The sequence below is a fragment of the Rhizobacter sp. P2_H2 genome (genome assembly GCF_056403375.1).
Genome location: NZ_JBFUFP010000031.1, coordinates 1 through 18,625, shown reverse-complemented (window position 1 = coordinate 18,625; position 18,625 = coordinate 1). Strand labels below are relative to the sequence as shown.

Here is an 18,625-nt window from a genome sequence, read left to right as displayed (position 1 = left end):
CCCCGACGCCGCGCAACCTCGGCGAACCGAGCCGCGACGCGGTGGTGGCGGCGCTGGCGCGGGCCGACGGCGTCGTCGCCCGCGCCGCCGTGGCCCTCGGGCTGTCGCGCCAGGCGCTGTACCGGCGCATGGACCGCTACGGGATCGCGGGTTGAGGCGCGGATGCGCTGGCTGAGCCTGCGCGCCCGCTTCCTGCTGGCGCTGGTCGTGGCCCTGGCGGCCGGTGCGGCGCTGCATGCCGCGGTGCTGGCGGCGCTCGCGCACTGGGGCGGCCACGCGGCGCTGCTGGTCGGCGTGGCCGCGCTGCTCGCGCTGCTGCTGGCGGCGTGGAGCTCGGCACGGCTGGTCGCGCCGTTGAAGCGCCTGCTGCGCTCGCTGGAGAGCGCGGTGCTCAGCTACCGCGACGGCGACTTCAGCGTCTCGATCAGCGACGACCACGGCGGCGAGCTCGGCGCGCTGGTGCAGCAGCACAACACGCTCGGCCATGCGCTGCGCGACCAGCGCCAGCACCTGGCGCAGCGCGAGCTGCTGCTCGACACTGTGGTGCAGAACACGCCGGTCGCGCTGGTGCTGACCGACCTGCGGCAGCGCGTGGCCTACGCCAACATCGCCGCGCGCCAGCTGCTGGGCGAAGGCCGCAGCCTGGAGGGCAGCGATTTCGCCGCGCTGCTCGCGACGCTGCCGCCGGCGCTCGCGCGGGCGGTCGAGGAGGGCACCGACGCGCTGTTCAGCGTCACGCTGGACGGCAGCGACGAGACCTTCCACCTGTCGCAGCGCCAGTTCCGGCTGCAGGGCCGGCCGCACCGGTTGCTGCTGTTCCGGCGCATGACGCGCGAGCTGTCGCGCCAGGAGGTCGCCACCTGGAAGCGCGTGATCCGCGTCATCAGCCACGAGCTGAACAACTCGCTGGCGCCGATCTCGTCGCTCGCGCACAGCGGTGCCGAGCTGGCGCGGCGCGGCGATGCGCAGCGGCTGCAGGAGGTGTTCGCGACCATCGGCGAGCGCTCGCGGCACCTGCACGGCTTCCTCGACGGCTACGCGCGCTTCGCGAAGCTGCCGGCGCCGCGGCCGGAGCGCGTCGACTGGGCGCCGTTCCTGGCCGCGCTGGCGGCGCAGTACCCGTTCGAGCGCCGCGGCGAGCTGCCGGCACGGGACGGGGTGTTCGATGCGGTGCAGGTCGAGCAGGCGTTGATCAACCTGCTGAAGAACGCGCACGAGGCCGGCGGGCCGGCCGAGGGCGTCACGCTGTCGATCGCGGACACCGGGGCGGAGATCCGCTTCGAGGTGGCCGATCGCGGCCCCGGCATGAGCGACACGGTGCTGGCGCAGGCCTTGCTGCCGTTCTATTCGACCAAGCGGGCCGGCACCGGGTTGGGATTGGCGCTGGCGCGCGAGATCGCCGAGGCGCATGGGGGGCGGATCGCGCTCGCGAACCGGCCCGACGGCGGGCTGCGGGTGGCGATCACGCTGCCTCGCAGCCCGGATGCCGATCCGGGTTGATTTCGACGGCTGCTCCCCGGATGGGCATCCGGGCTACTTCGTTCCGAACAACCTGTCCCCGGCATCCCCCAGCCCCGGCACGATGTAGCCGTGCTCGTCCAGCTGCCGGTCGATCGCCGCGGTGAACACCGGCACGTCCGGATGCGACGACTGGAAGTGCTTCAGGCCCTCCGGCGCCGCCAGCAGGCACACGAAGCGGATCGACTTCGGCCGCGTCTCCTTCAGCCGGTCGACCGCCGCGACCGCCGAGTTGCCGGTGGCCAGCATCGGGTCCAGCACGATCGCGTCGCGCTCGTGCATGTCGGCCGGCATCTTGAAGTAGTACTCCACCGCCACCAGCGTCTTCGGGTCGCGGTACAGCCCGATGTGGCCGATGCGCGCGCCCGGCACCACGTTCAGCATGCCGTCGAGGAAGCCGGCCCCGGCCCGCATGATGCTGACGAACACCGTCTTCTTGCCGTCGATCACCGGTGCCTGCATCGTCTCGAGCGGCGTCTCGATCTCGATCATCTGCGTCGGCATGTCGCGCGTGACCTCGTAGGCCATCAGCATGCTGATCTCGTTCAGCAGGCGCCGGAAACTGTTGGTGCTGCGGTCTTTCTGGCGCATCAGCGTGAGCTTGTGCTGGATCAGCGGATGGGTGACGTGGTGCACGGGTGCGGTCATGGGCTCTCCTCGGGGTTCGCCAGTTATATCGGCTCCGGCCGGAGCGAACCAGCATTTCGTCACGCCGCGCCGCGCCGCCGCGCTCAAGTCGCACGCCGGAACCGTCGAAAAAAAGGCGTTCCTCCGTCTGCCGAGCCCTGCATGTCCGTTCTTTCCTCGTTGCGCCGTCTTGCCTGCTGCCTGCTCGGGATGCTGCCCCTGCTGGCCGCCGCGCAGCCGCTGCGCATCGTCACCGAGGAGCTGCCGCCGTACAACATGACGCTGAACGGCCAGGTGACCGGGCTCGGCACCGAGGTCGTGCAGGCCGTGCTGAAGGAAGCCGGCTTCGCCGACACGCCGATCCAGGTGATGCCCTGGGCGCGTGCCTACGACATCGCGCTGAACCAGGAGAACGTGCTGATCTACTCGATCACCCGCACGCCGCAGCGCGAGAAACGCTTCAAGTGGGTCGGGGTGATCGCGCCGACGCGCTGGTACCTGTTCTCGCTGGGCGGACGCACGCTGCCGGTGAAGACGCTGGACGACGCGCGGCGCTACCAGACCGCCACCGTCAACGAAGACGCCGGCGAGCAGTACCTGGTCGACAAGGGCTTCCGGATCGGCCAGAACCTGCAGTCCAGCAACCGCTACGAGCTGAACTACGAGAAGCTGAAGGGCGGCCGCGTCGACCTGTGGATCGCCAACGAGCTGAACGCGACCTACCTGGTGCGCCAGGCCGGCGACGACCCCGCCCGCACCCTGCAGCGCGCGCTCGCCCTCACCGACCTCGGCAGCGAAGGCGGGCTCGACATGGCGTTCAGCCTGAAGACGCCGGATGCGCTGGTCGAGCGATTCCGCAAGGGGCTGGACGCGATCCGCCGCAACGGCACCTATGAGAGCCTCCAGCGCAAGTGGCTCTGACGGCGGGCCCGCCGGCTCGCTCGGCCGCCAGCTGGTGCTGGCGACGCTGCTGTTCGGCCTCGTCTTCACGCTGGCGGCGGTGGCGGTGCGCACCTGGTCGGCCTGGCAGGGCAACCTGGCGGCGATGACCGCCGAGCTGACGCTGATCGACGAGGTCTTCCAGCGCACGCTCGCCAAGGCCATCTGGGAGATGGACCGCGAAGCGCTGCAGACCCATGTGAGCGGCGTCGCGCAGGTGAGCCCGGTCGGCCGCGTCGAGCTGCGGCTGCTGCAGAACGGCCGCACCACCGAGGTGATGGCGCAGCGCCGCGAGGGTGCCGAAGCGTCGCATCGCGCGCCGGTGCTGCGCCGCAAGCTGAGCTACGAGCCCTACCCCGGCGCGGCCGAGATCGTCGGCGAGCTGACGCTCGAAGGCGACGAGCGCGTGCTGTGGGAGCGCCTGCGCGGCGAGCTGGCCGGCATCGTGCTGACCCAGCTGATCCAGTCGCTGCTGCTGGCGGGCCTGGTGATGTGGGTGTTCAACCGCACCGTCACCGTGCACGTGCGGCGCGTCGCGCGCCACCTCGACGAGCTGACGCCGCAGACGCTGGACCGCACGCTGCGCCTCGAGCGCAAGCCCGGTCCGCGCGACGAGCTGAGCCTGCTCGAATCGGGCGTCAACCAGCTGCAGGGCAACCTGTCGGACTACCTCGCGCGCCAGCGCCGCGACGAGCTCGACCTCGCGGCCCACCGCGACCGGCTGGCCGAGCTGGTCGACGAGCAGACCGCCGAGCTGCGCGCCGCCAACGCGCAGCTGCAGGCGCTGTCGCGCAGCGACCCGCTGACGGGCCTCGCGAACCGGCGCCATTTCGACGAGGTGAAGGACGTCGAGTTCCGCCGCGCGCAGCGCCTCGGCCAGCCGCTGTCGGTGCTGCTGTGCGACGTGGATTTCTTCAAGCGCTACAACGACACCTACGGCCATGCACTCGGCGACGACTGCCTGCGCCTGATCGCGCAGACGCTGCGCGAGACCTTCGGCCGCGCCGGCGAGCTGGCCGCGCGCATCGGCGGCGAGGAGTTCGCGGTGCTGCTGCCGGCGGTCGACGCCGTGCAGGCGCAGGCCGCGGCCGAGCGGTTGCGCGAGGCGCTGGCCGAGCGCGACATCCCGCACAGCGCGTCGCAGGTCGCGCCGCGCGTCACGCTGAGCATCGGCGTCGCGCAGTTCGACGCCGACACGATGGACCGCTTCGAGGCGCTGCTGCACCGCGCCGACCAGGCGCTGTACCGCGCCAAACGACAGGGCCGCGACCGCGTGGCCGCCTGAACCGCAGGAGGACGACGATGCGCCTTGCTTTCCGTCTTGCCCATGGCGTGCACGCGCTGGTGTTCGCGCTGGCATCGGCCTGCGCCGGCAGCGCCGCGCAGGCGCAGGCCATCCGCGGCGTCACCGAGGAGTCCGGCTTCACCTGGCTGAGCGCCGGCCGCGTGAGCGGGCCGGCCAGCGAGGTGGTGGCCGCGACGATGCAGCGCGCCGGCTTCACCGACTACCGCGCCGGCATCTACCCCTGGGCGCGCGCCTACGACATGGCGCTGCAGGAGCCGAACGTGCTGATCTTCATGATCGCGCGCACGCCGCAGCGCGAGGACAAGTTCAAGTGGGCCGGCGAGTTCATGCGCATCGACTACCACCTGTACAAGCTGCGCACCGACACTGAGGTGGTGGTGCGCACGCTGCAGGATGCCAAGGCCTACAGCGTCGGCGTGCTGCGCGGCGACGTGCGCGAGCAGTACCTGCAGTCGCAGGGTTTCAAGCGGCTGGTGGTGTCGGCGCAGAACGGCGACAACTTCCGCAAGCTGCTGCACCGCCAGGTGCAGCTGGTGCCGATGCCCGAGCGCGACGTGCAGCAGCAGTGCGAGGAGTCGCACATCGATTGCGCGACGATGCTGGAGAAGGTCTACACGCTGGACGGGTTGTCGACCGGGCTGTTCATGGCCTACGGCCGCGCGACGCCCGACGAGGTGGTGGCGCGCACGCGCGCGGCGTTCGAGAAGCTGAAGGCCGACGGCACGCTGGCGCGGCTGATGGGCACGCCGGCGCGCTGAATTCAGTGGTCGGTGCCCGGCTGCGCGAGCAACTCGCCGACGGCATTCAGCACGCGCGGGTTCCACACCATGCCGATGTGGCTGCTGTCGACATCGAGGTCGCGCACCAGGCCGCTGGCGTGCTCCTGCGGGCCGTGGACGCAGGTCTGCCACGCGACGATGCCGTCGTTGCGGCTGTAGATCGACGCGGTGGGCACCGGCGGCGGCGTGCGCAGGCGGCGGCTCATGGCCGGGTCGAGCCGGGCCGGCGCGCCGTTCAGCAGCCGGTACAGCCAGCCGACGTGGCTGTGGTCGGCCTCGGCGTTGAACGGTGTGCCGATCGTGATGACGCGGCGCACCTGCGGCGCGAGCAGCTTGCCGAGTTCGCGGGCGTAGAGGCCGCCGAGGCTCCAGCCAACCAGCGTCGCGCGGCCGGCGTGGGGTTTCAGCAGCGCCTGGACATGGTCGGCAAGCTCGGCCATCCAGGCATCGACGTCGCCGCGCGGGCCGACGTTCAGGCCGCGGCCCCAGTCGAAGGCGGCGTAGCCGAGGGCGCTGCAGTGTTCACGCAGCGTCGCGACCGCGCTGCCGTCGGCGGCGAGGCCCGGGAAGATGACGACCGGGTGGCCGTCGCCGGACTGCACTTTCGAGAAGCCGCGGCGCAGGCGGTGCGAGGCCAGTTCGATGGCGGCGCGCCACGGTTCGCTGACCAGCAGCCCGAGGGCCGGGCGGGAGATCGGTGCCAGGCCCAGCGCGGCGGACGGCGAGCAGGTGTCGGTGCTGGGACCCATGGGGCGCTCCTGAGATTCGTTGCCCCCAGGCTAGGGCCGTGGCCCGGTGGTGCCTATCGGGCAAAAGAGGCAATCCGTGTAGGACTTCGGGGAAGTGCCGTGCAGGCGTCCCGGCAGCCCGCGTCAGCCGAGCCCGTAGCGGGACCACCAGCCGAGCTGCCGGTTCATCCCCGCGGGCAGCGTGATGCGCAGCTGCTCGTGCCCGCTGCGCTGCGTGACGTAGGCGATGAAGTCGCCGATCAGGTCCGGGGGCAGCTGGCGCACCGCGGCACGGTCGCAGCGTGACAGGTCGAGGTGTCCGTCGAGCGTGTCGAGCCAGCGGCGCAGCGCGTACACGACGCTGTCGGCATCGGGCACGTGGCGAACGAACTCCTCGTCCAGCCGGTGCAGCAGGCGCTCCTTCGGCGTGCGCGGCGCGGACGCTCGGCCTGCAGGGCGTTCGCGCGGGCCGCGGCCGTCCCACAGCGAACGCCACCAGGTGATCCACAGGTAATCGCGCCAGCCGCTCATGCGCGCTTGAGTAACCGCCGGGCGCGGACGGTTCCATGGCCAGCGGAGTTTTTTCGTCCGTCCCCCGGGTCTGCGTCAGCCGGTTTCCTGCCGATCGGCGTCGCTGCGCTGGCGCAGCCACTGGTCGATGCATTTCTGCAGCGCCACCGGATCGGCCGGTTTCACGAAATGGTGGTCGAAGCCGGCCGCTTCGGCCCGCCGGCGGTCTTCCTGCTGGCCGTAGCCGGTCAGCGCGAKCAGCAGCGCGCTGCGCGTGCCGTCCATCGTGCGCAGGCGCAGGGCGACCTCGTAGCCGTCGAGGATCGGCAGCCCGATGTCGAGCACCACCACCTCGGGGCCGAAGCTCTCGGCCACCGCCAGCGCCTCGCGGCCGTCGGCGGCGGTGCGAACCTCGTGGCCGCCCAGTGCGAGCAGGTCGGCCACGCTGTGCGCCGCGTCATGGTTGTCGTCGACCACCAGCACGCGTGCCGGCTGTGGCGCCCCGGGCTCGTGCACGGCGCTGCCGGCCTCGCCGGAGCGCACCAGCCCGATGCAGGGCAGCCGCAGCGTGAACACCGCGCCGCGGCCGATGCCGTCGCTCGTCGCCTCCAGGCTGCCGCCGTGCATCTGCGCGAGGCGCTGCGCGAGCGTCAGCCCGACGCCCAGCCCGCCCTGGGCCCGGTCCAGCGTGCGCGAGCCCTGCGTGAACAGGTCGAAGATGCGCGGCAGCAGCTGCGCATCGATGCCGATGCCCTGGTCGCGCACGTGGATCACCGCGCCCTGCTCGGTGGTGCTGGCCTCGAGCGAGATGCGCGTGCCCTTCTCGCTGTACTTCGATGCGTTGTTCAGCAGGTTCGACACGATCTGCGCGAGCCGCGCGAAATCGCCGTGCAGCCACATCGGCTCGGCCAGCGGCAGCACCTGCAGCCGCTGCTCGCGGGYGTCGATCAGCGGCTGCGCGGTCTCGACGCTCTGCGTGATCACCGCGTTCAGGTCGACCTTCTCGCGGCTCAGCACGATCTTGCCCTGGCTGATGCGGGCGACGTCCAGCAGCTCCTCGATCAGCCGCGTCATCTGCTTGAGCTGGCGCACCATGATGTCGGTGGCCCAGCCGAACTTCGGATCCGGCGGCGCGATGCGGCGGATCACCTCCAGCGCGGTGCGGATCGGCGCCAGCGGGTTGCGCAGCTCGTGCGACAGCATCGCGAGGAACTCGTCCTTGCGCCGCCCGGCCTCCTGCAGCTGCATCTCGGCGGCGCGCCGCTCGACGATCTCGCCCTGCAGGCTGCCGTAGAGGATGGCGTTCTCCAGCGCGGCCGCGGCGCGTGCCGCGAGGTCGTCGAGCACGCGCCAGTCGGGTCGCTGCGCCGCATCGTCGGTCGCCACCAGCAGTGCGCCGAGCAGGCGGTCGCCGTTGACCAGCGGCAGCGCCTGCACCGCCTGCCACGGCACCGCCCGCGCACGGCCCGGGCCGAAGGCGTCGGGCGCCAGGGCGGCGAGGTCGTTCGCGGCCAGCGCGACGCTGCGGCGTTCGGCCAGCGCCTGGCGCAGCGCCGTGGCGAGCGGCGGCGCGAGGTCCATCAGCATGCGGTTCGCCGTGGTGTTGCCATGGACCCCCGCCGACGCCGTCACCAGCCGCTGGCGCGGCCCCGGCTCGTCGCCGGGCAGCACGACGGCGGCGGTCGCCATCGCCGGCACCAGCAGCTCGGCCAGCGCCTGCACGCAGACCTCGGCCTGCAGCGAACCGCTGAGCACCCGGCTCGCATCGGCCAGGAAGGCGGAGCGGCGGTCGTTGTCCTCGGCGACGCGGCGCGCGGCCTCGGCGGCGGCCACCGCCACGTGCGCATCGGCCTGCTCGCGGATCTGCCGCTGCATCGCGAACAGCCGCACGAACACCCGCACCTTGCTGCGCAGGATGTGCGGCACCACCGGCGACTGGATGTAGTCGACCGCGCCCAGCGCATAGCCGCGCTCGGTCTGCATCTCGTCGGCGTACGAGGTGATGAAGATGATCGGCGTGTCGACCGAGCGCTTGTACTGCCGGATCAGCGCGGCGGTCTCGAAGCCGTCGATGTCGGGCATGTTGACGTCGAGCAGGATCACCGCGAACTCGCGCTGCAGCACCTCGCGCAGCGCCTCGCGGCCCGATCGCACGAACACCAGGTTCTGGCCGAGCTCCTCGAGCACGGTGCCGAACACCAGCAGCTTCTCCGGCAGGTCGTCCACCACCAGGATGTTGACCCGGGTGATGTCAGCCCCTCGGTCGCCGGGTACGTCGACCGGTCCCCCGAGGGGACCCGGGCCGGCTTGGGAGCGGCCCGGCGCTCGGCCCGGTTCTGCGGCAGTGCTCATTTGCTGAGCCAGCCGCGCAGCACGACCAGCAGGTAGGCGGTATCGACCGGCTTCGACAGGTAGTCCCAGGCCCCGGCGTCGATGCACTTCTCGCGGTCGCCCTTCATCGCCTTGGCCGTCACCGCGATCAGCGGCAGCTCCTTGCCGCGCGGCAGCCGGCGCATCTGGCGCATCGTCTCCATGCCGTCCATCTCCGGCATCATGATGTCCATCAGCACGATGTCGATGCTCGGGTCGGTCTCCACCAGCCGGATCGCATCGCGGCCGTTCTCGGCCGAGACGATCACCATGCCGTGGTTGTCCAGCACCGTCGCCAGCGCGAAGATGTTGCGCATGTCGTCGTCGACGATCAGCACCTTGCGGCCGTGCAGCCGGCGGTCGGCGTCATGCAGCTCGCGCGCCGAGCGGCGTTCTTCTTCCGACATCGTCGCCTCGCCACGGTGCAGGAAGAACGCCGACGCATCGAGCATGCGCTCCAGCGTGTCGGCGCGGCGCAGCGCGAACGCACTGTGGCCGCGCTCCCAGCTGACGCACACCGCCGGGTCGCGGCTGGCCAGCACGATCGGCAGCTGGCGCGCGAGCGGCCGCGATTCGAGCGACTCGATGACATCCTCGGGCCCGAAGTCGGCCACGCTGCCGTCGGTGATCAGGCAGTCGATGCTGCCGTGCGCGATGCGCTCGCGCGCTTCGTCGACACGGCCGGCCTGCACGATGTCGGTCTCGGTGTCGAGCGCGTCCAGGAAGGCGGCGCGCGCCGGCGTGTCGGCCATCATCACCAGCAGCCGCTTGCGGCGCCGCTCGGCGAACTCGTGCAGGTGGCCGAGCGCCTCTTCGACCTCGTCGACCGACTGCAGCGGCTTCGTCAGGAAGCCCACCGCGCCCGAGCGCAGCGCGCGTTCGCGCGAGTCGTCGGTCGACACCACGCACACCGGGATGTGGCGCGTCGTCAGGTCGGACTTCAGCCGCTCCAGGATGCGCCAGCCTTCCATGTCGGGCAGGAAGATGTCGAGCGTGATGACGGCCGGCTGGAAGTCGCGCGTCAGCGCGAGCGCGGTGGCGCCGCTGGTGCTGACCAGCCCCTTGAAGCCGACGCGGCGCGCCGCCTGCAGCAGCACGTCGGCGAAGGCCAGGTCGTTCTCGACGATCAGCAGCACCTTGTCGCCGAGCAGGATGTCGGCGCGGTCGTCATCGGCGGCGTTGTCGGCCAGCTCGTCGGAATCGCTGCCCTCGTTCGCCGGCAGCGGCGCCTCGGCGCGAACCCGCTCCAGCACCGGCAGCGCCTCGGCGATCACCACCGGCGGCGCGTTGCGGCCGTGGCGCAGGCTGCGCGTGGCGCTGTAGCTCTGCGGCAGGTACAGCGTGAAGGTGCTGCCCTCGGCCGGCGCGCTGACCAGCCGGATCTCGCCGCCCAGCAGCCGCGCCAGCTCGCGGCTGATCGCGAGGCCCAGGCCCGTGCCGCCGTACTTGCGCGAGGTCGAGCCGTCGGCCTGCTGGAAGGCCTCGAAGATGATCTGCTGCTTGTCCGGCGAGATGCCGATGCCGGTGTCCGACACCGAGAACGCGATCACCTGCGATGCGCGGTTCAGGTCTTCGTTGTCGCGCGACCAGCCGCGGTCCACCACCTCCATCGTCAGCCGCACCGCGCCCTGGTGCGTGAACTTGAACGCGTTCGACAGCAGGTTCTTGATGATCTGCTGCAGCCGCTTCACGTCGGTGACGATGGTCTTCGGCAGCGGTGCGATCCGCACCGGCGCGCCGATCTCGAACGCGACGTGGCGCGATTCGGCGACGTGGCGGAAGCTGCGGTCCACCGAGCGCTGCAGGTCTTCGAGCCGCAGCTCCGAGACATCCACCGCGACCGTGCCCGACTCGATCTTCGACAGGTCGAGGATGTCGTTGATCAGCATCAGCAGGTCGTTGCCCGACAGGTGGATGGTCTTGGCGAACTCCACCTGGCGCGGCGTCAGGTTGCCGTCGCTGTTCTTGCACAGCTGGTCGGACAGGATCAGCAGGCTGTTCAGCGGCGTGCGCAGCTCGTGCGACATGTTGGCCAGGAACTCCGACTTGTACTTCGAGGTCAGCGCGAGCTGCTCGGCCTTCTCTTCCAGCGCCTGCCGGGCCTGCTCCACTTCCTGGTTCTTGCGCTCCACTTCCTGGTTCTGGTGCACCAGCAGCCGCGCCTTCTCCTGCAGCTCCTCGTTGGTCTGCTGCAGCTCCTGCTGGCGGCTCTGCAGCTCCTCGGCCAGCGACTGCGACTGCGTCAGCAGGTCTTCGGTGCGCATGTTCGCGCTGATCGTGTTGATCACGATGCCGATCGATTCGGTCAGCTGGTCGAGGAAGGCCTGGTGCGCCGGGTTGAAGCGCTCCAGCGAGGCCAGCTCCAGCACGCCGCGCACCTCGCCCTCGAAGACGATCGGCAGCACCAGGATGTCGAGCGCCGCGCCTTCGCTCAGCCCGGTGGCGATGCGGAACGCGCTGCCCGGCACGTTGGTCACCAGGATCTTGGTCTTCTCGACCGCGCACTGGCCGACCAGGCCCTGGCCGAGGTCGACCTCCTTGCCGTGCGAGGCCTGGCCGCCCGAGGCGTAGCTGCCGAACAGCTTCAGGCGCGGGCCCAGGCCGCCGCTGCCGGTCAGCACGTAGAACTCGGCCTGCTGCGCGCCGACCACCGGCGCCAGTTCGGACAGGATCAGCTGGCCCACCGTCAGCAGGTCCTTCTGGCCCTGCAGCATGCGGCTGAACTTCGCGAGGTTGGTCTTCAGCCAGTCCTGCTCGGTGTTCTTCTGCGTGGTGTCCTTCAGGTTGCGGATCATCTCGTTGATGGTGTCCTTCAGCGCGGCCACCTCGCCCTGCGCCTCCACCGTGATCGAGCGCGTCAGGTCGCCCTGCGTCACCGCGGTCGCCACCTCGGCGATCGCGCGCACCTGCGTGGTCAGGTTGGCGGCGAGCTGGTTGACGTTCTCGGTGAGGCCCTTCCAGGTGCCGGCCGCGCCGGGCACCTTGGCCTGGCCGCCGAGCTTGCCCTCGACGCCGACCTCGCGCGCCACCGTGGTCACCTGGTCGGCGAAGGTCGCGAGCGTCTCGGTCATGCTGTTGATGGTCTCGGCCAGCGCGGCGATCTCGCCCTTGGCCTCCACCGTCAGCTTCTGCTGCAGGTCGCCGTTGGCCACCGCGGTCACCACCTTCGCGATGCCGCGCACCTGGCCGGTCAGGTTGCCGGCCATGAAGTTCACGTTGTCGGTCAGGTCCTTCCAGGTGCCCGACACGTCGCGCACCTGCGCCTGGCCGCCCAGCCGGCCTTCGGTGCCGACCTCGCGCGCCACCCGCGTCACCTCGGCGGCGAAGGAGGACAGCTGGTCGACCATCGTGTTGATGGTGGCCTTCAGCTCCAGGATCTCGCCCTTCACGTCGACGGTGATCTTCTTCGACAGGTCGCCGGCGGCCACCGCCTTGGTCACGTCGGCGATGTTGCGCACCTGGCTGGTCAGGTTCGACGCCATCAGGTTCACCGAGTCGGTCAGGTCCTTCCAGGTGCCGGCCACGCCCTGCACGTCGGCCTGCCCGCCCAGCTTGCCTTCGGTGCCCACTTCGCGCGCCACGCGCGTCACCTCGGCGGCGAACGATCGCAGCTGGTCGACCATCGTGTTGATGGTGTTCTTCAGCTCCGAGATCTCGCCCTTCACGTCGACGGTGATCTTCTTCGACAGGTCGCCGGCGGCCACCGCGGTCGTCACCTCGGCGATGTTGCGCACCTGGCTGGTCAGGTTGCCGGCCATGAAGTTCACCGACTCGGTCAGGTCCTTCCAGGTGCCGGCCACGCCCTGCACGTCGGCCTGGCCGCCCAGGATGCCTTCGGTGCCCACCTCGCGCGCGACGCGCGTCACCTCGGCGGCGAACGATCGCAGCTGGTCGACCATCGTGTTGACGGTGTTCTTCAGCTCCAGGATCTCGCCCTTCACGTCGACGGTGATCTTCTTCGAGAGGTCGCCGGCGGCCACCGCCTTCGTCACGTCGGCGATGTTGCGCACCTGGCTGGTCAGGTTGCCGGCCATCGAGTTGACCGAATCGGTCAGGTCCTTCCAGGTGCCCGAGACGCCTTCCACCCGTGCCTGGCCGCCGAGCGAGCCTTCGGTGCCGACTTCGCGTGCCACCCGCGTCACTTCGGAGGCGAACGATCGCAGCTGGTCGACCATCGTGTTGATGGTGTTCTTCAGCGTCAGGAACTCGCCCTTCACGTCGACGTCGATCTTCTTCGACAGGTCGCCCTTCGCGACGGCGGTCGTCACGTCGGCGATGTTGCGCACCTGGTCGGTCAGGTTGCCGGCCATCGAGTTGACCGAATCGGTCAGGTCCTTCCAGGTGCCGGCCACGCCCTTCACCTTGGCCTGGCCGCCCAGCATGCCCTCGGTGCCGACCTCGCGCGCCACGCGCGTCACCTCGGCCGAGAAGTTGCCGAGCTGCTCCACCATCTTGTTGATGGTCTTCGCGGTGCGCAGGAACTCGCCCTCGAGCTCGCGGCCCTCGACCTCCAGCGCCATGCTCTTGCTCAGGTCGCCCTGCGCCACCGCGCCGATCACCCGCGCCACCTCGCTGGTCGGGTGCACCAGGTCGTCGATCAGCGCATTGATCGAGTCGATCGAGGCGCCCCAGAAGCCGCGCGTCTCGCTGAGCACCGCGCGCTGCTTCAGCTTGCCTTCCTTGCCGACCACCTGGCGCAGCCGGCCGAGCTCGTCGGCCATCGCGGCGTTCTGCTCGACCAGGTCGTTGAAGACGTCGGCCACCTTGCCGGGCAGGCCCTCCCAGTGCAGCGGCAGGCGCACGCTGGCGTCGCCGCGCCGCAGCTGCGTCAGCGCGGCGAGCAGGGTGGCCATCTCGCGCTCCGGCGTCGCGATTTCGTTGAGTTCGATCACGTTCATGACAGGGCTTTCCAGACAGATTGAAGCCGACGAGAGCAGGATGGTGGAGTCGATCTTGGCCCATCGCATGTCTTTTTGCATGCGTGGCGTGCGCGCGGTCCTGCAGACTAGCGCTGCATCGTCGCAAGCTTGTGACGGACGGTACCGTCTGCGCTTGTAGGATGGGGACTACATTGAACGCGCCGCGCCCCGGAGACCCGCGAATCTGCTGGGTTGGCGAGTCCCCACCCATCCGATTCCATGGCCTGCCGGCGGGTCCAGGCACCCGCCGCGGCAGCGTAGACTTTTTCACCATGGCACCCGCTGGAGGACCCGATTTGCAAGACGTGACCGTGCTCTACGTCGAAGACAACGACGACCTGCGCCTGAGCATCTCGATGCTGATGGAGCAGCCCGGGCGCACGCTGACCGCATGCGCCAACGGCGAAGAGGCGCTGGCGCTGTGCGCCGCGAACGAGTACGACATCGTCGTCACCGACGTCAGCCTGCCCGGCATCTCCGGCACCGACTTCGCGAAGCAGCTGCTCGCGAAGCAGCCCGAGCGCTGGGTGGTGCTGTGCTCGGGCTACGAGTTCGGCGAGTGGGTGCGGCAATTCGGCCCGAACGTGCGCGCGCTGCGCAAGCCGTTCGAGCCCGAGGAGCTCGAGGAACTGATGGACGAGATCAGTGCCGCGGTCAGGACCCGTGGTTGACGACATCGCCGAGAAGAGAAGGACCTGCATGAAGACATCGCATCCCCAGGATTGCGCCGACCGGCTGCTGCCGAAGGCCCCGACCGGCATCGCCGGCCTGGACGAGATCACCACAGGCGGCCTGCCGCGCGGCCGCCCGACGCTGGTGTGCGGCGCCGCCGGCTGCGGCAAGACGCTGCTGGCGGCCGAGTTCCTGGTGAACGGTGCGCTGCAGTACGGCGAGCCGGGCGTGTTCATGAGCTTCGAGGAAAGCAACGACGACCTGGTCGCCAACATGCGCTCGCTCGGCCACGACCTGGACGTGCTGCAGGCCGAAGGCAGGCTCGCGATCGACCAGGTGAAGATCGAGCGCAGCGAGATCGAGGAGACCGGCGAGTACGACCTGGAGGGCATGTTCATCCGGCTCGACCATGCGATCCGCCGCATCGGCGCGAAGCGCGTGGTGCTCGACACCATCGAGGCGCTGTTCTCCGGCCTGCCGAACCAGGCGCTGCTGCGTGCCGAGCTGCGCCGGTTGTTCCACTGGCTGAAGGACCGCGGCATGACGGCCATCGTCACCGGCGAGCGCGGCGAGAACACGCTGACCCGCTACGGCCTCGAGGAGTACGTGGCCGACTGCGTGCTGCTGCTCGACCACCGCATCGTCGACCAGGTCTCCACGCGCCGGCTGCGCGTCGTCAAGTACCGCGGTTCGGCGCACGGCACCAACGAGTACCCGTTCCTGATCGGCGCGCGCGGCCTGTCGGTGCTGCCGATCACCTCGCTGCGGCTGGACCACCAGGCCAGCGGCGAGCGCGTCTCCACCGGCGTGCGCGGGCTCGACGAGATGCTCGGCAAGCGCGGCGTGTTCCGCGGCAGCAGCGTGCTGCTCTCGGGCAYGGCGGGCACCGGCAAGAGCAGCGTCGGCGCGAGCTTCGTCGATGCGGTGTGCGCGCGCGGCGAGAAGGCGGTGCTGTTCGYGTACGAGGAGTCCGAGAGCCAGCTGATCCGCAACATGAAGTCGATCGGCATCGACCTCGGCCGCTGGAAGGCGCAGGGCCTGCTGGAGATCCATGCGTCGCGGCCGACGCTGCACGGGCTGGAGCAGCACCTGGTGTCGATGTACGACATCGTCAAGGCATCGAAGCCCGACGCGGTCGTGATCGACCCGATCAGCAACCTCGTGATGAGCCAGGCCGACAGCTCGCTGCAGGCCACGCTGATCCGGTTGATCGATTTCCTGAAGCAGCAGGGCGTGACCTCGCTGTTCACGACGCTGACGCACGGCCCGGCCACCGAGGTGTTCGACAGCTCCGGCGTCGGCGTCTCGTCGCTGATGGACACCTGGATCGTGCTGGCGAACCTCGAGTTCAACGGCGAGCGCACGCGCACGCTGCAGGTCGTCAAGTCGCGCGGCATGCCGCATTCGAACCAGGTGCGCGAGTTCCTGCTCAGCGACCACGGCGTCGAGCTGGTCGACGTGTTCGTGTCCGACCAGCGCGTGCTGACCGGCTCGACGCGCAAGCTGCGCGAGGCGCAGGAGGGGCGAGGATGAGCGCGACGCGTGCCACCGGCGCCACCCACCCCGAGTGGCAACTCAAGCTGTACGTGGCGGGGCATACTGCCAAGTCCATGGCGGCCCTCGACAACCTCAAGCACATCTGCGAGACCCACCTCGCGGGCCGCTACTCGATCGAGGTGGTCGACCTGCTGGTCAACCCGCAGCTGGCCGCCGGCGACCAGATCCTCGCGGTGCCGACGCTGGTGCGCAAGGTGCCGGAGCCGATGCGCAAGATCATCGGCGACCTGTCGAACGAAGAGCGCGTGCTGGTCGGCCTCGACGTGCGGCCCTACGTGCCGTCTTCGGCACGAGCGCGATGACGCTGGACGACCGCCTGCCGGACCTCGTCGACCTGCGGCTCTATGTCACGGGGGCGACGCCGGCCTCGGCGCGGGCGGTCGTCAATGCGCGGCGCTTCTGCGAGACCCACCTGGCCGGCCGCTACCGGCTGGAGGTGCTCGACATCGGCGAGCACGTCGAACAGGCGGCCGCCGACCAGATCGTCGCGGCGCCGACGCTGATCCGCCTGGCGCCGCTGCCGCTGCGCCGTTTCATCGGCGACCTGTCCGACGACGAGCGGCTGCGCCGTTCGCTGGATCCGCTGCACCCGCTGCCGGCGGCGGGAGCGGGAGAATGACGGCGGACCGGCTGCAGCGTGCGCTCGTCGACAACGAAGGGCTGCGGGCGCGCCTGGAGGAGGCCGAAGACACGCTGCGGGCGATCCGCAACGGCGACGTCGACGCGATCGTCGTCGGCCGCGACATCTACACGCTCGACACCGCGAATGCCGCCGACAACAAGCTGCGCCGCGCGGTGCTGTCGCAGATGGAAGACGCCGTGCTCGCGTTCGACGACGGCGGGCACCTGATCTTCATGAACGCTGCCGCCGAGCGGCAGTACGGCCAGAGCGCCTCGGCGCTGCTCGGCCGCGGCCACGACGAGCTCTACCGCGAGGTCTGGCCCGACGAGGCGCTGCGCGAGAGCTGCCGCCGCGAGCTGCTCGACACCGGCAGCTACCGCGCCCGCCTGCTGCACGTGAAGCGCAACGGCGAGGCCCTCCACGTCGAATGCACCGTGTCGCGCCTGCGCGGCGCCCAGGGCGAGCCGATGGGCCGGCTGTGCGTGATCCGCGACGTGAGCGCGCGCCTGGCGGCCGAGCAGACGCTGATGGTCGCCTCGCTCGCGCTGGCGCGCCGCGAGCGCGAGTTCGCGACGCTGGTCGAGAACTCGCCCGACATCTTTGCGCGCATCGACCGCGAGCTGCGCCATGTCTACGTGAGCCCGGTCGTGCAGCGTCATCTCGGCATCACGCCGTCGACCATGCTGGGCAAGACCTTCGGCGAGCTCGGGCTGCCGGCGGCGCTGTGCGCGCAATGGAACGGTGCGCTGAAGGAGGTGTTCGCCACCGGCCGGCTGGTGCGGCTGAACTACGCGATGAACAGCGCTGCACAGGGCGAACGCTTCTTCAACGCGCGCCTGATGCCGGAGTTCGGCGACGACGGCAGCGTCGAGTCGGTGCTGGTGATCGCCTCCGACGTGACCGAGCAGGCGCAGATCGACGCCGCGTTCCACGAGAGCCAGGCGCGGCTGCAGTTCACGCTCGACTCGGCGCGCATCGGCGAGTGGGAACTCGACATCGCGAGCGACACCGCGCGCACCTCGCTGCGCCACGACCGCTGCTTCGGCTATGACGAGCCGGTGGGCCAATGGGGCAGCCGGGTGATGTTGTCGCATGTGCACCCGGCCGACCGCGATCGCATCGCGGCGCTGTTCCAGACCAGCGAGGCGACGCAGCAGGACCTGCACTTCGAGGCCCGCGTGCTGTGGCCCGACGGCTCGCTGCACTGGATCGAGGCGCACGGCGTGTTCTATGGCATCGAGGGCGATGCCCGAAGCAGCAGCCGGCGGCTGCTGGGCATCGTCGCCGACATCACCGACCGCAAGCTGGCCGAGGCCGCGCTGCACGACAACGACCGCCGCAAGGACGAGTTCCTCGCGACGCTGGCGCACGAGCTGCGCAACCCGCTGGCGCCGATCCGCAATGCGCTGGAGATCATGCAGCGCAGCCCGGGGCCGGTGGCGCAGGCGCATGCGCGCGATGTGATCGAGCGGCAGCTCGGGCAGATGGTGCACCTGGTCGACGACCTGCTGGACGTGAGCCGCATCAGCCAGGGCAAGCTCGAACTGCGCCGCACGCGCGTCGACCTGGCCGAGGTGCTGAAGACGGCGGTCGAGACCAGCCGGCCGCTGGTCGACGCGGGCCGGCACCAGTTGCGCGTGCAGCTGCCTCCGGCCGGCGAGCTGTGCGTCGACGGCGACACCACGCGGCTGTGCCAGATCGTCGCGAACCTGCTGAACAACGCCGCGAAGTACACGCCCGAGGGCGGCTCGATCGAACTCGGCGCGTGGCGCGAGGAAGGCCGCACCGATCCGGAGAACGGCGAGGCGGTGATCTCGGTGCAGGACTCCGGCGTCGGCCTCTCGCACGACATGCTGCCGCGGGTGTTCGACATGTTCGCGCAGGTCGACCGCTCGGTCGCGCGGGCGCAGGGCGGGCTGGGCATCGGGCTGGCGCTGGTGAAGCAGCTGGTGGAGATGCACGGCGGCACGGTCGAGGCGCACAGCGAGGGCGTGGGCAGCGGCTGTCGCTTCGTCGTGCGCCTGCCGCTGGTGGCGGCGCGCCTGCCGGCGGCCCTGGCGACCGCCACGCCGCCGCCG

At 70.4% G+C, this 18,625-nt stretch carries 15 protein-coding genes; 10 read left to right on the top strand and 5 right to left on the bottom strand.

The genetic code is table 11. The features are described from left to right. Positions 1-155 (top strand): helix-turn-helix domain-containing protein (locus AC1D15_RS04435; RefSeq protein WP_477825072.1); only part of this gene is annotated, 155 nt, incomplete at its 5' end. 7 nt (positions 156-162) lie between these two features. Beyond that, positions 163-1,500, top strand: a complete 1,338-nt coding sequence (locus AC1D15_RS04430; RefSeq protein WP_477825071.1) for a sensor histidine kinase — start codon at positions 163-165, stop codon at positions 1,498-1,500. A gap of 33 nt (positions 1,501-1,533) precedes the next feature. Here the strand turns inward: AC1D15_RS04430 and upp are convergent, their stop codons facing one another. Next, entirely contained in the window at positions 1,534-2,166 is a 633-nt protein-coding gene (upp, locus tag AC1D15_RS04425) for a uracil phosphoribosyltransferase (protein ID WP_047510928.1), read from the bottom strand. Between the two features lie 141 nt (positions 2,167-2,307). Here upp and AC1D15_RS04420 point away from each other — a divergent pair, with 141 nt between their 5' ends. From AC1D15_RS04420 to AC1D15_RS04410, 3 genes are read left to right on the top strand one after another with little or no spacing between them, the layout of a single operon-like run. Then, positions 2,308-3,066, top strand: coding sequence for a substrate-binding periplasmic protein (locus AC1D15_RS04420; protein ID WP_465110440.1), 759 nt, complete (start codon positions 2,308-2,310; stop codon positions 3,064-3,066). Next, complete coding sequence (locus AC1D15_RS04415; protein WP_465110441.1) at positions 3,038-4,369, top strand: diguanylate cyclase domain-containing protein; 1,332 nt, start codon at positions 3,038-3,040, stop codon at positions 4,367-4,369. The genes AC1D15_RS04420 and AC1D15_RS04415 overlap by 29 nt, the downstream gene beginning before the upstream one ends. 17 nt (positions 4,370-4,386) lie before the next feature. Next, positions 4,387-5,148 carry a substrate-binding periplasmic protein gene (locus AC1D15_RS04410; protein WP_477825070.1) on the top strand — a complete coding sequence of 254 codons (762 nt, stop codon included), beginning with the start codon at positions 4,387-4,389 and terminating at the stop codon, positions 5,146-5,148. A 2-nt stretch (positions 5,149-5,150) separates the two neighbouring features. On the opposite strand, the gene AC1D15_RS04405 is transcribed toward AC1D15_RS04410, so the two are convergent. The 4 genes from AC1D15_RS04405 to AC1D15_RS04390 form a co-directional block, all read right to left on the bottom strand. Beyond that, a complete protein-coding gene (locus AC1D15_RS04405) occupies positions 5,151-5,918 on the bottom strand; it encodes an alpha/beta fold hydrolase (RefSeq protein WP_477825069.1) in 768 nt (255 codons plus the stop codon). Between the two features lie 123 nt (positions 5,919-6,041). Then, positions 6,042-6,428, bottom strand: coding sequence for a hypothetical protein (locus AC1D15_RS04400; RefSeq protein WP_477825068.1), 387 nt, complete (start codon positions 6,426-6,428; stop codon positions 6,042-6,044). 75 nt (positions 6,429-6,503) lie between these two features. Continuing rightward, positions 6,504-8,633, bottom strand: coding sequence for a response regulator (locus AC1D15_RS04395; RefSeq protein WP_477825067.1), 2,130 nt, complete (start codon positions 8,631-8,633; stop codon positions 6,504-6,506). A gap of 122 nt (positions 8,634-8,755) precedes the next feature. Beyond that, positions 8,756-13,675 carry a HAMP domain-containing protein gene (locus AC1D15_RS04390; protein ID WP_477825066.1) on the bottom strand — a complete coding sequence of 1,640 codons (4,920 nt, stop codon included), beginning with the start codon at positions 13,673-13,675 and terminating at the stop codon, positions 8,756-8,758. Between the two features lie 326 nt (positions 13,676-14,001). On the opposite strand from AC1D15_RS04390, the gene AC1D15_RS04385 reads away from it, so the two are divergent. The 5 genes from AC1D15_RS04385 to AC1D15_RS04365 form a co-directional block, all read left to right on the top strand. Beyond that, positions 14,002-14,367: a response regulator gene (locus tag AC1D15_RS04385; RefSeq protein WP_465110803.1), complete on the top strand. Its 366-nt coding sequence runs from the start codon at positions 14,002-14,004 to the stop codon at positions 14,365-14,367. Positions 14,368-14,395: 28 nt separating this feature from the next. Then, positions 14,396-15,901 carry a circadian clock protein KaiC gene (gene kaiC / locus AC1D15_RS04380; RefSeq protein ID WP_477825065.1) on the top strand — a complete coding sequence of 502 codons (1,506 nt, stop codon included), beginning with the start codon at positions 14,396-14,398 and terminating at the stop codon, positions 15,899-15,901. Next, on the top strand, positions 15,898-16,227 hold the full coding sequence (locus AC1D15_RS04375) for a circadian clock KaiB family protein (protein ID WP_465110448.1): 330 nt from the start codon (positions 15,898-15,900) through the stop codon (positions 16,225-16,227). Before kaiC ends, AC1D15_RS04375 begins: the two co-directional genes overlap by 4 nt. Next, positions 16,224-16,544, top strand: a complete 321-nt coding sequence (locus AC1D15_RS04370) for a circadian clock KaiB family protein (RefSeq protein WP_052212246.1) — start codon at positions 16,224-16,226, stop codon at positions 16,542-16,544. The genes AC1D15_RS04375 and AC1D15_RS04370 overlap by 4 nt, the downstream gene beginning before the upstream one ends. Next, positions 16,541-18,625, top strand: a 2,085-nt coding sequence (locus tag AC1D15_RS04365; RefSeq protein ID WP_477825064.1) for a sensor histidine kinase, incomplete at its 3' end; no start/stop codon positions are given. The genes AC1D15_RS04370 and AC1D15_RS04365, both read left to right, overlap by 4 nt.

Coding starts and splice junctions, on each gene's coding strand:
- AC1D15_RS04415 (WP_465110441.1), top strand. CDS start 3,038: ATGAGAGCCTCCAGCGCAAGTGGCTCTGACGGCGGGCCCGCCGGCTCG.
- AC1D15_RS04410 (WP_477825070.1), top strand. CDS start 4,387: ATGCGCCTTGCTTTCCGTCTTGCCCATGGCGTGCACGCGCTGGTGTTC.
- AC1D15_RS04390 (WP_477825066.1), bottom strand. CDS start 13,675: ATGAACGTGATCGAACTCAACGAAATCGCGACGCCGGAGCGCGAGATG.
- AC1D15_RS04375 (WP_465110448.1), top strand. CDS start 15,898: ATGAGCGCGACGCGTGCCACCGGCGCCACCCACCCCGAGTGGCAACTC.
- AC1D15_RS04405 (WP_477825069.1), bottom strand. CDS start 5,918: ATGGGTCCCAGCACCGACACCTGCTCGCCGTCCGCCGCGCTGGGCCTG.
- AC1D15_RS04430 (WP_477825071.1), top strand. CDS start 163: ATGCGCTGGCTGAGCCTGCGCGCCCGCTTCCTGCTGGCGCTGGTCGTG.
- AC1D15_RS04420 (WP_465110440.1), top strand. CDS start 2,308: ATGTCCGTTCTTTCCTCGTTGCGCCGTCTTGCCTGCTGCCTGCTCGGG.
- upp (WP_047510928.1), bottom strand. CDS start 2,166: ATGACCGCACCCGTGCACCACGTCACCCATCCGCTGATCCAGCACAAG.
- AC1D15_RS04400 (WP_477825068.1), bottom strand. CDS start 6,428: ATGAGCGGCTGGCGCGATTACCTGTGGATCACCTGGTGGCGTTCGCTG.
- AC1D15_RS04370 (WP_052212246.1), top strand. CDS start 16,224: ATGACGCTGGACGACCGCCTGCCGGACCTCGTCGACCTGCGGCTCTAT.